Source organism: Microcoleus sp. Pol17C6, assembly GCF_036701145.1.
Classification (GTDB): Bacteria; Cyanobacteriota; Cyanobacteriia; order Cyanobacteriales; family Microcoleaceae; genus Microcoleus.
This window is the reverse complement of the sequence record NZ_JAUBQH010000006.1, coordinates 35,695-50,632: the sequence shown is the minus strand read 5'-3', so window position 1 is coordinate 50,632 and position 14,938 is coordinate 35,695. Positions and strand designations below refer to the sequence as shown.

The window sequence follows — 14,938 nt, the reverse complement described above, 5'->3', positions numbered from 1 at the left end:
CAGATCGATCGGGCATATATAATTTTTACCCAAATGAAATTTCTGTATTTACTTCTAGTTACTGCTACATTACTTTCATACCCGGTCAAGTTTGCCCGTCCCGCTGCATCTCAACCAGCCCCGCTGCGGGCAGAAATTCAGACGCCAGAGTGGCAGCCATTTTGCTCAGCGATGGGTCAGTTTGCGATCGATATGCCGGGAAATCCCAAAATTAATTCCGAAATTTTTTCCAATCAAATTATTGCTCATACATACAGATCGAACTTAAAAAACAAAGAAACTTATTTGCTTCAATACTTTGACCTAGATTTTCGTCTGACTAACAATAATATCAATAATATCAGAATAACTTTAAATAATGCCGTAGATTTTTTCGTCGTGGCAGCGAATGCTAAAGTCTTGCAAGTGCGGGATATTTCCCTCGGAGGCTATCCGGGAAAAGAGTTTGAGTTTCAGCCGCTTTCCCCCACAGAACCTGTAGGTGTGGGCCAAGTTTTTTTGGTGGAAACGCGCGTTTACGGGCTGGTTGCCACTACCCCTGAAGCAGAAAATGCTCAAAAATTTCTCGACTCTTTTCGTTTGTTTTGAAGCCGGAGGTTCGGCAACGAGCAGTGTATGGGATTAACGGATTTAATGGATGGATGTTGAGGGAAGAAGTCCCAGGTTCGAGGAGCAAGGGAAAAATTAGTTGGGAGTGGCATTGAATTTATTAATAAAGCTTACCCTTTTAAACTGGGTTTATAGGAAAATATTGGCTTTGGCAACGAAAAATGGCTCCATCTACCGGGTTTCTGAGGAATAATGCGGTCAGAACTCATTAAGTTAAATGTGACTTAATACCTTATTTTGTTTTTTGTACTCTATCTAACGGCATAGATAAATTTTACACCCGTGGAGCGATGTAGATACTTCCTCAAGTTTATATATTTGATATAAGGATTTTTAAATCGCAGAAAGCACAAGTAAAGATGCTCTCTTGCTCCATCTGGCTCCCCTCTGGCTCAACGAAGTCAGGGAAGTCAGGCTCATCGAAAGCTTACCCGGAGGGTATTAACATATTATGAACAAACTAACACCCATTCTCCTCAGCGGCATCCTATTATTTGGAGCTGCTTGCAGCGAGGGGGCTAAAACTAGCGCTGATGCTCCTAATTCTACCACAGAAAATACCACCAGCCCCCCCCCAGCGGACACAGTTCAAAAAACTCAGGGTGACGCAACGAGCGATATTCGCAAAAACCAAGCAAATTCTGATATCAGGGCCAGAGAACAGCGCAACAATGTGACGGGTGGCGATGCCATAAGAGCTGATGGGGACCTCCAAAGTGAAGTGCGCTCCAAGTTAGAAGTAAACATCACGAAAGGTCAGCTAACTGTTGACGCAAAAGATGGGCTTGTCACCGTAGGTGGCACAGTTCCAAATCAAACTGATTTAGCTAAAATTGAGCCACTAGCTAAAGAGATTAAGGGTGTCAAACAGGTGAATGTTACTGCTGTTGTCGCCCCCGCTGCACCCGCATCGCCTAGCAGCAATCAATAAATTAGCAGGAAGAAGTCCGAGGCAAAGAAGGGAAAAGGATGTAGTTATCTAGGAGAGAAGTCTGAGGGAAGAGGGTAAAGTTTGGCATTGTAAGATTGCTTTGGGAGCGGATCGCAACGCTGAGGTGACTCTCTTGGGAGAGCGGGGTTTTAAGTTAAAGAGTGTAAATTGAATTTAAAATTAACGCACTCAAAACTCGCGTAATACCTGCAACTTCCCCTTCCCAATTTCAGATTTTTCAGCCCGGATAATTAGTGGGAAACCAACCTGAAGATAGAGCGGAAAGTTATTCCCAGCGACCGATGAAAATTGTTGGAAAAAATGACTAAATGTGATTGATGGCAGAGCATAAATTCTGTGGTTGTGTAAAAGTAGTATATTTTCGAGGAGAAAAAAAATGGCTTTAGGTCAACACAAGCGAGCTGTAGGAGCATTTTCTAATTACCGAGATACGGAACTAGCCCTGATGGAGCTGCAAAGTACCGGGTTTCCGATGAATAAAGTTTCGGTAGTTGGGGAAAATCTCGATCGCAGCGAAATTGCGGGCGCTAGCACTGGTACTGGTAAGGGTACGGACGACAAAGTGGGCGGCGGCGCAAAAGCAGGCGCGACAGCGGGAGTCGTGACGGGCGGTTTGATTGGGTTACTCGGAAGCATTGGAGCGCTGGCGATTCCGGGAGTTGGCCCGGTGATGGCGGGGGGTGCGATCGCAACTCTGCTGGCAGATACTGTAGTCGGTGGCGCGATTGGGGCAGCAGCAGGCGGGTTGGTTGGCGGTTTGGTCGGCTTGGGAGTTCCCGAAGCAAAAGCTAAAGCTTATAACGATCGCGTCTCGCGCGGAGAATATTTGGTATTCGTCGAAGGAACAGATGCCGAACTTGCCACAGCCGAAGGAATTATGAACGTGCGGGGCATTCAGGATTGGGGCATTTACGATGTGCCTGCAGACACCGGCCGCAGAGCTTCGGGTCGCCAGAAGCGCGCCGTGGGAGTGTTTTCAACCCGCCGCGAGACGGAACACGCACTGGGAGAACTGAGAACTGCCGGTTTCGACATGAATCGGGTTTCAGTCATCGCTAAGGATGCGGAGTCTAAAGGCGACATCGCAGGCATTGACGTGCACGACAGCGCGGACAATAAATCTGATGAAGGAGCCACAAAGGGCGCACTCACAGGTGGTACTTTGGGCGGTTTGACAGGCTTGTTGGTAGGTCTGGGCCTAGTGGCAATTCCGGGAATCGGGCCGATTATGCTGGCAGGAGCCTCAGCTACGGCGATCGCCACTACACTCGCCGGTACGGCTTTGGGTGCGGCAGCAGGCGGCTTGATCGGAGCTTTAGTCGGTATGGGAATTCCCGAAGAGGAAGCTAGAGCATACAACGATCGCGTGGCGAGAGGAGATTACTTGGTACTGGTTGACGGCAGCGAAGCAGAAGTCGCTAGAGCTGAAACCATCCTGAGCCGGGGAGGCATTCAGCATTGGAACACCTACGACTATAATCCCAGCGTCGATAGTGCTCGGGCTGATTACGGCGCTCCTGGGGCTCCGGGCGTTGATACTACCGCTGATATTTACGACCCCAATCAGGGCGTTACCCACCACCCTCGGGTTTAATACTTCAGACTTTGTTTGGGGATGGTTTCTACTTCCTGCAAAGTAGTCGCACTCGCGCACTCGGATTGTGGAAAGTGATCCAACCCACAGAGGCGAGCTAGCGGTTTTACGCTTCGTCGGTAAAATTATCTCAAAAGTCGGCTTTTTCTCTGAAAGCCGGCTTTTGTTTTGTTCTGGAAACTTAAAAAAGCTACCTGTCAAAAGTTTAATTTTGATTAGGGGTTCAATCAGTGAGCTGGGCTTTGCGCCCGAGGATCGATCGGCTCCCTGAAATTTTACAGCAGAAATTCGCAGCGGTTTTTTAGTCTGTAACACTCACTACTGCTAGATTTTAAACCTCGCAGTATTATCAAATTTAATGACCTAAATTACCACAGATATTGCCCAGTTAGTCAAAGAGCGACTATCTTTAATTATGGGTAGCTAATTTGAGCAACTTATACACGTGAAGTAGCCAGTCCCGCGCGCCGAGTATGGCCTGCAGTGGTCGGCAACTATTAGAATAATATTGTCGTCGCCTTCCCGCAAGACTTAGGCTGGTCATTGCTTGGCTGTAGCAGCTCAATTGCTGTTGGCAAGACCTGCGGCATAAATACAGTTTTTCTGGGAATGTCTCAGGGAAGCATTTGAGAAGCCCAGGAACAGCTTTTATGTCCGGGAGCGCGTCTGGTGTCGAGTGTTCTGTAAATTAGAACCGCAAGCGCTCATGGATCGAGAAAACATTAACAGCAAGCACAGCAGCGCGAGAATACGGGAACGACTCGCGATCCATTTTTTCGCGCCATCTCAGGCTCAGCACAGCGTATTGCTTGCTTCGCCGACGACTCGCTTAGCACTCCGAGGGAAACAGCCTTCCTGTTGGTTTTCACTGGCACGGAGCACAGTGGGGGGAGATGACACTAGCTGAGCTGGCCTGGGGCTGCCGTCCGGGTTACTCGAAGGTAGAAAGCACTTATTTAGAAGGCATTAGGGGTTGAAGCTCCGATATCTTCTTTCTTGATTGCACTCATAAATTCGATCGCCTGTACTGGCAAATTTTCGGGTGAGAAGGCGACGCGGATGCCACCCGCAATACCCCAAATATTCGATCGACTTTGACAAGATCGATCGACAACTTCTCGGTATTTTGGTAAAGAGTTAGCAGGTAATATTTAGTGGTTAGCAGTTAGTATAAATCCCACTAACCATTAACAACTAATATCAACCGCCAACTAATTACTAGCAAAATAATACTTACAGGACTTACATGTGGCGAGAAACGCGGTTTTTTTCATAACTTCCGCGCTAGCAAACCTCAGATCATACCAGAACCAGGTTTATTTTGGTAAATTATAACTACGAGAGTAGGGTGATGGTAAGAATCCAGCAGTTTCGACAATTGTTAATGTGGCAGTATTAGTTTAAAAAACTGACTGGCAAACACGATAGTACAAACTTTCACACAACATAGAACATCGAGAAATTAAGGAAACTCACTCAATTTTTTTATGAATTTCACTGAACTTTTAAGTGCCGATGAACTTTTAATTAGACATAGAAACGGGGAACGAGATTTTCGAGGGGCTAACCTCATTGCAGCTCATTTGAGTGAAGCTAATCTCAGTCGAACAAATTTGAGCAACGCTAATTTGAAAGGTGCCAACTTAATTAGAAGCAAACTGATTGGAGCTAATTTAAACGCCGCCGACTTGAGCGGGGCTAATTTGTCTAAGGCGAAATTAATTGAAGCTAACCTCGGGAGTTCTAGTTTAACTGGAACTGTGGCGATCTCCGCAGATTTTAGCGGGGCAAATCTCAGCGGAGCAATATTGTCTCAGGCTGACTTGAGCAAAGCTGTGATGACGGGAGCGAGTTTAGTAGGAGCTTGTTTGCTAAGTGGCTCAAAACTAACTGAGGCTAATTTGAGCGGGGCGACGCTGAGCCGAGCAATTATGAGCGGGGTTGACTTAAGTAGAGCAAATCTGACGAGAGCGATTCTCAGCGAGGTAGATTTGACCGGAGCGAACCTGAGCGGAGCAACTTTAACTCGGGCTTATCTCAATCGCGGAAATCTCAGCGGCGTCAATTTGGTTGGGGCCTCTTTGAGCGAAGCAAGTCTGCGGGAGGCTTCTATTAGCGCTGCTAATTTGAGCGGTGCTGACTTGAGCGGTGCTGACTTGCAATCGGCCAATCTAAATGGCTCTAATTTGAGCGGTGCCGACTTGCAGGGAGCTAATTTGAGTAAAGCTAATTTAAATGGTTTGATTCTGCACAATGCGGATTTGAGGGCTGCGAATTTGAACAAAGCTTCTTTGCGGGGAGCTAACTTGAGCGGTGCGAATTTGGCAGGTGCTAGCTTGCTGGAAGCGGATTTGCGGGGGGCGAATTTGAGTCACGCCAATTTGTCGGGAGCGGGTTTGCTGCTAAGTTCTCTGACAGGGGCGAATTTGACAGGAACTAATTTGTCCGAGGCTAATTTGATTGGGGCGAGCTTGAATGTTGATAATTTGAATGAAGCAGCTTTGGGCGGGGCGATTTTGCCGAATGGAGCTACTCACAGCCGGGATTGATAAGTTGATTAAGGGAAAATAATTTTGAGTTTTAAGTTAAATAATCTTTAATTTAAAACTCAAAACTTTTGACAATAAAGAATTCAGGACTCAGGAGTCAGAATTCAGTTATCGTTTGTGGGTGGCGGGTTTAATACATTGTCTGCGATCGACAATCTATTAAAATTCGGACTCAGCTATGCAGTCTCAGAGGTAATTTCAGCATTGCTTTGACTAACTCATTCGCTTCGACACGTTTTGCAACAAGATGTTGAAACCCAGCAGCAAGAGCTTGTTTCTGATTAAAGTCTCCAGCATAAGCAGTCTGGGCGATAGCCGTGCTGTTCCACAATTTGACGCGCGATCGCCAGCCCCAATCCCAAACCCCTAAATTTACGAGCATAGCCGTCCATCTGTGGCATTTCGATATCATATCAATTCCGCCGCGGCCAGAACGATCGAGCTTTGGTTTTTTAGCCACCAAGGAAAACAAGAGATCGCTTTAATCAAAGAAGGTTGTTTGATTCAGAACAAGGCAGCGCTGAAATAACCAGAATTCGATTAGTAGCCTGTGCCTGTGAGACAGTTTGAGGGAGCATCTCAATATTTGTAAAAACACTTCTTCTGGCTCCTTCGTTCTTCCTCCTCCCTCCTTCTTTCTGACTCTTTCCTACTGGCTCCTGGCTCCTGACTCCCAACTTCAATTTATAGCTTGGCTGCAAAAGTTGAGATCCTCCCCAGTTTTGCCCCAGCATACCGTCAGCGGTTGGTGATGCGTACTTCTCCTAATCTTCATCTTTCTTTGTGAAAGATACTTGCAAAATTTTTGACATCGTGCTAACGTTAAAAGGTTTGAGACTTAACATCAATAGAGGTAAAACCCCGCAGAATGAAACAATTGGGAACCCATCTGGTCGCTGATGCTTGGCAGTCTCCTGGAGACCTGCTCAACGATCCTGAACGTATCCGCCGCGCTATTCTCGATGCGATCGAAGCCGGAGGAGCTACTCTCATCGATTTGTGCGTACACCAGTTTAGTCCTCACGGAGTGACAGCTACTGCTACTTTGGCAGAGTCTCATATAGCGATCCATACTTGGCCTGAACACGGTTATTTTGCTGCAGACTTATTTTTCTGCGGAGCCGGCGACCCTCACCGAGCCATGAAGGTGCTACAGACAGCTTTGGAAGCTAAACAGGTAAAACTCACTGAGTTCACGCGCGGTTTCGAGCCTGGGGTGGGAATCGTAGGTTCTGCTTGTGAAGAGCAGTATGCCCCTCGTTCAGTAGAAACGATTGCTGCCAGAGGATGATGGCCAATTAGCGTAACTTTGAACAATTTATGCTAGGTTTTGTTTAAAATCCCACGGCTGGAGTCGTGGGATTCTTGTTGGAATTTACTTTTTCATTAATAAAGGGCGGACAACTAAATAACCTGCACCGAAAGCTGCAATCACAATCAGAAAAATTGCGATCGCCAACCACAATCCACTTAAATCTGAGGTTTTTTTGAGTTGAGGTCGGACACGGTAAGGAGTTTCCTGCACCTCTGTAAATAATTTTTGGGGAAGTGGCTGCGGTATCGAGGCGGGTGTTGACTCCGGTTCCGGTAGTGGGAAGGGGAAAGCCACTGTCTGAGGTGGTTGAGGTATGGCAGAGTTAGTCTGCGAGGTTACAGGTGGTGGGGGCGGAGGTTGAACGCTGAAATTGAATTTGACTGACGGCATTTGAGGCATCCCTGTCTGGGTGACGCTCTGAGCCGAGTTGACTACTTGCTGTAACTGTTGGGATACTTGAACTACTGTTTCTACTTCTCGCCGTAGTTGTTGATTTTGTTGGACTAATTGCTGATTGTGGGTTTTGAGGGAGTCCACCATCGCTTGGGCTGCTTGCAGCTCTGCCGTGACTTCTCGATAGAGGGAAATTGGTACTGATGGAGAGTAACTATTTGAGTTTTCAGGGGAAGTATTGTCAGATAAGGTAGTATTTTGCATAATTGTAGATGGCGAGGGTGAACTTGTTTTAGTTTAGCCTGAGAGTATTTGCAATTAGATCGATCGCAACACAATTCGTCAAGATATTTGTTACAGATATTGAAGGTAAATTTAATTTAATGTTACAAGTTTTTAGTCAATGGCTATGAACAACTACGCACCGGAACAAACTATGTCGCAAAAGTCAAGCACCGAGGAAATGAAATACGGCGAACGCCAGATTTTGGAAGGGGAGTTAATTACTTTCCCGAATCCGCGAGTCGGGCGGCGCTACTCGATTAACATTACGTTGCCGGAGTTTACTTGCAAGTGCCCATTTTCTGGCTATCCAGATTTTGCGACAATTCACGTTACTTACGTGCCAGACGAGCGGGTAGTAGAGTTAAAGGCGCTGAAACTTTACGTTAACAGTTATCGCGATCGCTACATTTCTCACGAAGAATCGATCAATCAAATTTTAGACGATTTTGTGGCAGCTTGCGCGCCGCTGGAAGCGACGATTAAGGGCGATTTTTCGCCGCGGGGGAACGTCCACACCGTGATTGAGGTGCGGCACCAGAAATAGCAGGTATAGCCCAATCAAATTAGAATTTTTAACCTCACTCACAGAAACCGGGTTTTTTGTTCGTTATCGTAGGGTGGGCAGCGTTAGCTTTGAGAGGATTAAGTTGAGCTAGAGCGTGTCACTTGCCCACCCTATCATCCGAGCGGGCTAAAATAAGTCTTGTAGAAACGATTTAAAGTTAGAACAATGCAATCTCATCCAAGCTCTAGAACAGGAAGAATTGGTATAGCTGGCACACAACTAATTTTTGAAAGATTAGGCTGTATTTTTCGCGAACAACCGATAGAAGATTATGGGATCGATGCCCATGTTGAATTTATTGAAAATGGTCAAGCAACAGGAAAGTTAATTGCCGTGCAAATCAAATCAGGAGATAGCTGGTTTAAAGAAAAAAATGGGAATAATATCATTTTTCGCGGCAATAACGAGCATTTAGAATATTGGCAAAATCACTCCCTACCTGTCATTGTTGTTTTGTATAAAGACAGCGAAAATAGTGCCTATTGGCAGGCAGTCAACAATAATACTATTCAAAGAACCCAAAAAGGGTGGAAATTATTAATGTCGCTCGAACGAAAAGTTGACTCTCATGCTCTCGAACAACTCAAAAAGTTGAGCCAAAAAATAATTTCTGCCCGTGAATATACGGAATTATCTTTACAAGATGTGAGTCATTCCCAGGCAAAAAGATATTCTGCGAAGATACTTTTGAACCGAGAATTCACGAAGGATGATATTATTCTAGTCATCAAAGACGTTACTAATAGATTAAAAAATAGAGCATATTATAGAAACAAACAACTTGAAAAACGATGGCAAAACAAAGAAGCTCACGTAATTTGGCTTTATTTGTATTTGTCGCCAGAAGATTACCACAACAGAGCAAATTGGATTTGCATGACTCAATGGATTAGTAAAAAATTGTCTCCTGAATTTGTACCCCTACAGCTAGATGGAGAAACAATTGATGGAGATATAGTTGTAAAATGGAATGAAAACTGTCAAGAAATATCTAGGATAAGCAGATTGTATGAGTTACCGAAGGAAAAATTCTTAGATTTAATGATGAAACTTGCAGATCCAATTATGGAGATTGTCACTCAGATCGAAAATGTAATCAATCAATATAACTCAGGAGAAATAGATGAGGCAAGATACATGAGTTTGATGTCAAATTTTGAGTCAAAAGTCACAAAACTTTATTTTGAGGCAACTAATATAGGTTCAGCACCTATAGAATGTAGAGATCTGAGTCAGCAATTTCAAAATTTGGCAGCAATTACCCATAACCTTGTTTTACCATTTTCCGATCGTGGCTTAAAAACTTGGGACCAAGCAGCGAGAAAAAACTTAGTGCAGATGTATTTGAGGGATTATCATAAAGAGTTACAGAAATTCGATTTCGAGTTTGAAAAAATAAATTAGCCTTGTAGGATGCATAACACAAAGCTACGCATCGGCGAGCTGTGTGTCATAATTTCACTATATAGCCTTTCTCAGTAGCATAATTTGTAAGGTGCGCCTAGCGCACCCTACGGTTAGCTTTGACTTGCAACAGAAGTCGGGGCGATTCCCTACGGGATAGCTTCGCTTAACGCACTTTTTTCCTCTGCTGTTTTCGATTCGGCCAACTTGTCTAAAATCTCCACAACTTCTCTTTCAAAAGTCACCTGAGCGCGATTAGTGCGCCCGCCGACGTATAGTTTGCCGTTTTTTTCCAAAGCCCAAATCTGCGAGTGAGACAGATAGCTCATCAGCACGCTAAGCATCAACAACCCGAAGCCAGTATAAACGATCGGAATTCCTGGATCGGCTTTAATTTGCAATCCCGTACTGCCTACAACTTCGTCAATTGTCAGCATCACTCCGTTAACTTCTACGGCTGTGCCGGCGCGAACAGTAGTTAACAATTTGCCATCCGTACCGTACACTAACATCGTTCCTTGCAAGTCTTTTGCTAGCAGAGAAACTCCCGCACTCAAATCGGGTTTTGTGGGAATCCAAGCACCCCAAATTCGGCCTTTACCTTGAGTATCTAGCTGAGCCATTGGCAATTGTAAAACCGGGCTTTTGTTGAGGCGAACTCGCACCGCCGCTATTGCCCAATCTGCTTGATAAAATGTGACTCCCCGGTATCTGAGGGGCTCGTTAACGTGAATGGTTTTGCGATCGACTTCTTGGCCTGTTTTGTCCAAAACTGACAGGTCAGAGTAAAATTGATCGATCCCGCCCTCGGGAGTATAATCAATCCAGAACCGATTAACTCGCATCGACCAATCCTTCGGTATTTGCGGCCCGGCCCAAGGCCCCGCATCCAAGATATTCTGCACCTGAAATGTTTCGCCGCTGGGAACAATTTCTTGACCGAGAAATCCCGTCATTGCGCCCCATATCGACCCAGCTAAAATAATTAGCATACTGGCGTGAACAATAATCGGGCCGACTTTGCCAATTATTCCCTTGCGAGCATAAACTTTTTCGCCTTCTCGAAATATGCGGTAGTTTTTTTGCTGCAAGAGTGGTTCTAATGAAGTTAAAGCAACTGTTTCTAATTCCGCACTCAGAGCTAATTTTTCAAACTGCTTTGGTTCTTCATAAAATTTCCAGCGGCGGGCGGCTTTTAATGCGGGAAATTGTCGGGTAAATGTACAAGCTGTTAAGCTGCTGCCGAACAAAATTAAGATTGACAAAAACCACCAAGTGCGGTATACGTGGTCAAGTCCTGCAATTAGCACAACTTTCCAAGTTAGGAAGCCGAACAAAGCGGGGTGTTCTGGATAGTTAGATTGGTAAAAGGGTACTGATTGACCTTGTTCGATGACGGTGCCGGAAATGCTGAAAAATGCGATCGTCAGCAGCAAGATAATTGCTAGCCGCAAATCTGCTAGCACCGGCAAGATTTCTCGCTTGAAAAACCTTTGAGGGGCAGTCGCCCAGTTTGATAGTTTAGATAGAAATACTTCTTTTGATGTCATTGGTAATTATGAAGGAAGTTCGGCAACGGATTTTGTAACGGATGGAAGGAAGTTCGGCAACGGATTGTGTAACGAATGTAACGGATGGAAGAAGGGAGAAGGAAGAAAAAGGAGGGAAAAACAACAGATAAAAAATATTATTATTTTTATTGAGAAAGTCTCAATCAATTTTGAAGTCTTTCTCTTTTATTTCTTCCTTCGTGTTCTTCCCGTCTGCGCGGTTCGTTAAATAAAAACTTAATTCACGCATTCCGTAGTGATTGCTATATCTCTAAATAAGGACTGAAGTCCTTACTACAAGCATTACGCGGGAAGGATTCGGGAAAGCAGAGAGAAAACGCCAAATCCTACTAGCAAAACGCCGCTAACAGGCGTAATCCAACTCGACCACCGACGTAATTCTAACAACTTTTTAATGCTGGCAGTAAAAGTACCTGCTATAATCAGCGGAGCGACGTAGCCAGCAGCATAAAACAGCAGCAACACACCACCTAAAACTGTATCTCCCGTTTTGGAAACCCAAGCTAAGAGTGTAGCTAAAACCGGCGTGCTGCAGGGAGACGCTACTAAACCAAAAGTTAAGCCCAATAAGTACGATCGCACGCCCGCCGGTAAATCTTTCGGCACCCACCCCACAGCGTCGAAAGACGGCATTTGTAAGGGTAAAGCTTCGAGTAAATTCAGCCCCATTAGAATAGCAATAATGCTGACAAGAATCGGTAAACCCAGGCCAATTTTCCCATAAACTTGTCCGGCAAATGATGCTACAATACCCAAACCCGCCAGGGTGGTGGCTAATCCCAGGGAAAACCACGCAGACTGGGCGGCGGCTTGCAGGCGGCTTTTTGCTTCGTATCCGCCGATGTAGCCGATCGTGATCGGCAACATTGAAAGCATACAGGGCGTTAAGCTCGTTAGCAACCCTGCCAGAAAGATGACTCCGACGCTGACTAGACTGAGGTTTGTCAGTTGAGTATTTACTAAATTATTAGCAAATTGTGCGAGTTCGTAAAGTTGAGTTTGCAGGGTTTCCATCAGTCGATTTTAGATTTTAGATTCTAGATTTTAGATTGACTCCACAGCCGATCGATTTTAGATTTTAAATTTTAGATTTTAGATTTTAGATTGACTCCACAGCCGATCGATTTTAGATTTTAGATTTACTCTACAGATGAATCTGGGAGTTTAAACTAAATATCTAATATTTTTGCTCTTCACGACTCCTGTCGGGGGCTGGTATCCCTAGGCAGGTGACTTCAGGTTCGGGGCTGTTCTGGCTTTGTTGAAAATTGTAACAGATGCGCGCAGGTTCGGTTTGAGATTTAAGATTTCAGCGAGATTTACTGGTTCGGAGTTAAAAGGTCGATCGCACCCTGGTTTAAATTAATATCTTGACAGCATCCTCAACAAGCTGTTGGCAACGGGCGCAGCTTGGGAGTTAAAAGGTCGATCGCACCCTGGTTTAAATTGATATCTTGACAGCATCCTCAACAAGCTGTTGGCAACGGGTGCCGCTACCCCAGATAATTCATTGACTGCGAAATCGGCCCTAAAGCCTGTTGTGGAAATTCTTCAAGCAGACCTTAATTTTACTCTACTTTAAATTAAAGCCACTTTCTTCATTAATAGACCCGTCCGGCATTATTGCCCCTGCCAGCACCGCACCTCTGAGATTTGCTCCCGTTAAAATAGCGCCTTCTAAATTAGCATTGCTCAAATTCGTGACTTGTTTGGAACCTCGGAAAAAGAAGCTGTGCAAGTCAGCACCTGTTAAATTAGTGTCGGCCAAATTAGCATATTGCAAGTCAGCACCGTGCAGCGTCGCATCCGTTAAATTAGCTTCGGTAAGATTGCTTCCCCAAAGTCGAGAATCTAAGACATTAGCATCTTCTAAATTGGCGCGGCTCAGATTTGCCAAAGTCAGATTCGCATCCCACAACTTCGTGCAGTTGAAATTAGCTTCGGTCAAATTGGCTCGACTGAGATCCGTGCCTAAAATATCAGCATTTGCTAAATTAGCGCCGGTGAGGTCTGCGTCCGAAAGATCAGCATTTTTTAAGTTAGCACCGGACAAATTAGCGCCGGACAAATTAGCGCCGCTCAAATTGGCTTCTTGGAGATTGGCTCCCCGCAAATCGACGGCGCTCAAATCGCACTGTTTCCACAAAAAACTGACGCACCAATTATCCTTTAATAGGTGACTCACATCATCCCCATTCGCCGCCATCACAGGAGGAGTTAAGTAGAGAGTGAACAGGACGATCGCCAACACGGCAGCGAAGAAAGTTTTCAACCTCATAACTCTTTTCATTGACACTAATTTGCGCCATAAATTATTGATGTTTAATCCAAGCATAGCAAATAATCTGCAACTTTCCTCAGCAAGATTACTCAAAAATATTAGTGTAGTGAAAGGTTAATCAGGGCTGACGCAGGTACAAACTCAACTTAGTCAGTCTTAGACGCGCTTTGAGGTAGAAACCCGGTTGCTTCACAAATGCCTCGCTGCCAAACTAATATTTTTCCTAAAAACCTGGTATAAGATAACCGCAAGTTCGATCGAGGTTTGCCAGTGCAATATCGCTACAAAGTAATACTTGCTGCAGGCAGTTGCGATCGCTTTCCCAGGGGCATACCTGCAAACCATCCTGGTATAAACTGCTCAATATGGGAATCAAGAAACCGCTCCTCTAGCCTACAAGCCTTATATTTAAAGGGTTATAGGCGCAATTGTTGTTAATTGCGATCGGCATCACTAACTAAGGCTAACCTTCCTCACACAACTCAAGCCCCAGCATCACCCAATCTCATCAAACTTATCACGTTCCTGAGACTGCGGATATCACTGTCAATAGCTCAGCTATGGAGGAAAATAAGAGCATACAGTTCAACAGCACTTCTCCCATGCCTACTATCCCCCTTTTCCCAACCCAATTAGTTGTCACAACTATTTTCAATTCGATCGAATCTTTGGGATTCACTAATATTGCAGGCGTATTTTCGGGGGAGCAAGCTGAATCCCGACAAGAGGCAAATTTAAAAGTTAGTACAAAAAAGTTTTACACTCAGGGTTTAAAAAATCTCGAACAACAAGACTTGCACGGCGCTATTAAAAATTTTACTGCCACAATTAACATTAATCCGCAATTCGCGTCAGCTTACAACGATCGCGGTGTGGCCCGCTACAAATTAGGCTACAAGCAATCGGCGATCGAAGATTTAACTACAGCCATCGAACTCAATCCTTACCGAGCCAAGTATTACAGCAATCGGGGGTTTATGCTGACTGGTCTAAAAGATTATACTGCGGCGATCGCAGATTACAACTCAGCACTGCTGCTCAACCCCAATTTAACCCAAGCTTACTTTAACCGAGGTGCTATCCACCTGCAAATGGAAAATTCCCTGGCAGCACTAGCTGATTTTGAGTCAGCAATTCGCCTCGATCGCGATTTTGCTAAAGCTTATTTTAACCGAGGAGTAACTAGATACAAATTGAGAGAGGTTCAGGGAGCATTTGAGGATTTTCAGAAAGCTGCCGAGCTTTTTAAGCTGCAGGGGAGAATGGATTCTTATCAAGATGCAGTTTCTCAAATTACAAAGCTATGGTGTTAGTTGAATTTGGCAATAGGGAATAGGGAATAGGGAATTGGCTATTGATAATCAGGTAGGGTGCACCGAAGAGCACCCTACCCTTATATTTATTGCGTGAGTCTTGTTAA

General features: G+C 44.9%; 13 protein-coding genes. 8 read left to right on the top strand and 5 right to left on the bottom strand.

Annotated elements, in window-relative coordinates:
• The first annotated feature begins 33 nt into the window (after nt 1-33).
• The 4 genes from QUA25_RS04895 to QUA25_RS04880 all read left to right on the top strand — a co-directional run bounded on the left by QUA25_RS04895 (nt 34) and on the right by QUA25_RS04880 (nt 5,704).
• Nucleotides 34-588 carry a hypothetical protein gene (locus QUA25_RS04895; protein ID WP_333036036.1) on the top strand — a complete coding sequence of 185 codons (555 nt, stop codon included), beginning with the start codon at nt 34-36 and terminating at the stop codon, nt 586-588.
• Nucleotides 589-1,060: 472 nt separating this feature from the next.
• Entirely contained in the window at nt 1,061-1,540 is a 480-nt protein-coding gene (locus QUA25_RS04890; protein WP_333036035.1) for a BON domain-containing protein, read from the top strand.
• A 397-nt stretch (nt 1,541-1,937) separates the two neighbouring features.
• Nucleotides 1,938-3,155 (top strand): histidine kinase, encoded by a 1,218-nt coding sequence (locus tag QUA25_RS04885; RefSeq protein WP_333036032.1) that lies wholly within the window; start codon nt 1,938-1,940, stop codon nt 3,153-3,155.
• A gap of 1,487 nt (nt 3,156-4,642) precedes the next feature.
• Nucleotides 4,643-5,704 (top strand): pentapeptide repeat-containing protein, encoded by a 1,062-nt coding sequence (locus QUA25_RS04880; protein ID WP_333036031.1) that lies wholly within the window; start codon nt 4,643-4,645, stop codon nt 5,702-5,704.
• A 172-nt stretch (nt 5,705-5,876) separates the two neighbouring features.
• Here the strand turns inward: QUA25_RS04880 and QUA25_RS04875 are convergent, their stop codons facing one another.
• Nucleotides 5,877-6,086, bottom strand: coding sequence for a hypothetical protein (locus tag QUA25_RS04875; RefSeq protein WP_333036029.1), 210 nt, complete (start codon nt 6,084-6,086; stop codon nt 5,877-5,879).
• Nucleotides 6,087-6,572: 486 nt separating this feature from the next.
• Between QUA25_RS04875 and speD the strand changes: the two genes are divergently transcribed.
• Nucleotides 6,573-6,995, top strand: coding sequence for an adenosylmethionine decarboxylase (speD, locus tag QUA25_RS04870; RefSeq protein ID WP_190743421.1), 423 nt, complete (start codon nt 6,573-6,575; stop codon nt 6,993-6,995).
• An 84-nt stretch (nt 6,996-7,079) separates the two neighbouring features.
• On the opposite strand, the gene QUA25_RS04865 is transcribed toward speD, so the two are convergent.
• The gene (locus QUA25_RS04865) at nt 7,080-7,676 is read right to left on the bottom strand and encodes a hypothetical protein (protein WP_333036028.1); all 597 of its coding nucleotides are present in this window, start codon (nt 7,674-7,676) and stop codon (nt 7,080-7,082) included.
• A gap of 145 nt (nt 7,677-7,821) precedes the next feature.
• Between QUA25_RS04865 and queF the strand changes: the two genes are divergently transcribed.
• The gene (gene queF, locus QUA25_RS04860; protein ID WP_333036027.1) at nt 7,822-8,241 is read left to right on the top strand and encodes a preQ(1) synthase; all 420 of its coding nucleotides are present in this window, start codon (nt 7,822-7,824) and stop codon (nt 8,239-8,241) included.
• A 186-nt stretch (nt 8,242-8,427) separates the two neighbouring features.
• A complete protein-coding gene (locus tag QUA25_RS04855) occupies nt 8,428-9,666 on the top strand; it encodes a DUF4365 domain-containing protein (protein ID WP_333036026.1) in 1,239 nt (412 codons plus the stop codon).
• 149 nt (nt 9,667-9,815) lie between these two features.
• Here the strand turns inward: QUA25_RS04855 and QUA25_RS04850 are convergent, their stop codons facing one another.
• From QUA25_RS04850 to QUA25_RS04840, 3 genes are all read right to left on the bottom strand, one after another.
• A complete protein-coding gene (locus tag QUA25_RS04850; protein WP_333036025.1) occupies nt 9,816-11,216 on the bottom strand; it encodes a cytochrome c biogenesis protein in 1,401 nt (466 codons plus the stop codon).
• Nucleotides 11,217-11,519: 303 nt separating this feature from the next.
• A complete protein-coding gene (locus QUA25_RS04845) occupies nt 11,520-12,251 on the bottom strand; it encodes a cytochrome c biogenesis protein CcdA (RefSeq protein ID WP_333233091.1) in 732 nt (243 codons plus the stop codon).
• A gap of 559 nt (nt 12,252-12,810) precedes the next feature.
• Nucleotides 12,811-13,527: a pentapeptide repeat-containing protein gene (locus tag QUA25_RS04840; protein ID WP_333036023.1), complete on the bottom strand. Its 717-nt coding sequence runs from the start codon at nt 13,525-13,527 to the stop codon at nt 12,811-12,813.
• Between the two features lie 593 nt (nt 13,528-14,120).
• On the opposite strand from QUA25_RS04840, the gene QUA25_RS04835 reads away from it, so the two are divergent.
• Nucleotides 14,121-14,831, top strand: coding sequence for a tetratricopeptide repeat protein (locus tag QUA25_RS04835; RefSeq protein WP_333036021.1), 711 nt, complete (start codon nt 14,121-14,123; stop codon nt 14,829-14,831).
• Nucleotides 14,832-14,938 lie beyond the last annotated feature (107 nt).

Bases quoted from the DNA above. Each gene is read 5' to 3' on its own strand.
- QUA25_RS04875 (WP_333036029.1), bottom strand. From the start codon at position 6,086: ATGCTCGTAAATTTAGGGGTTTGGGATTGGGGCTGGCGATCGCGCGTC.
- queF (WP_333036027.1), top strand. From the start codon at position 7,822: ATGAACAACTACGCACCGGAACAAACTATGTCGCAAAAGTCAAGCACC.
- QUA25_RS04840 (WP_333036023.1), bottom strand. From the start codon at position 13,527: ATGAAAAGAGTTATGAGGTTGAAAACTTTCTTCGCTGCCGTGTTGGCG.
- QUA25_RS04850 (WP_333036025.1), bottom strand. From the start codon at position 11,216: ATGACATCAAAAGAAGTATTTCTATCTAAACTATCAAACTGGGCGACT.
- QUA25_RS04865 (WP_333036028.1), bottom strand. From the start codon at position 7,676: ATGCAAAATACTACCTTATCTGACAATACTTCCCCTGAAAACTCAAAT.
- QUA25_RS04885 (WP_333036032.1), top strand. From the start codon at position 1,938: ATGGCTTTAGGTCAACACAAGCGAGCTGTAGGAGCATTTTCTAATTAC.
- speD (WP_190743421.1), top strand. From the start codon at position 6,573: ATGAAACAATTGGGAACCCATCTGGTCGCTGATGCTTGGCAGTCTCCT.
- QUA25_RS04845 (WP_333233091.1), bottom strand. From the start codon at position 12,251: ATGGAAACCCTGCAAACTCAACTTTACGAACTCGCACAATTTGCTAAT.
- QUA25_RS04835 (WP_333036021.1), top strand. From the start codon at position 14,121: ATGCCTACTATCCCCCTTTTCCCAACCCAATTAGTTGTCACAACTATT.
- QUA25_RS04890 (WP_333036035.1), top strand. From the start codon at position 1,061: ATGAACAAACTAACACCCATTCTCCTCAGCGGCATCCTATTATTTGGA.
- QUA25_RS04895 (WP_333036036.1), top strand. From the start codon at position 34: ATGAAATTTCTGTATTTACTTCTAGTTACTGCTACATTACTTTCATAC.
- QUA25_RS04880 (WP_333036031.1), top strand. From the start codon at position 4,643: ATGAATTTCACTGAACTTTTAAGTGCCGATGAACTTTTAATTAGACAT.
- QUA25_RS04855 (WP_333036026.1), top strand. From the start codon at position 8,428: ATGCAATCTCATCCAAGCTCTAGAACAGGAAGAATTGGTATAGCTGGC.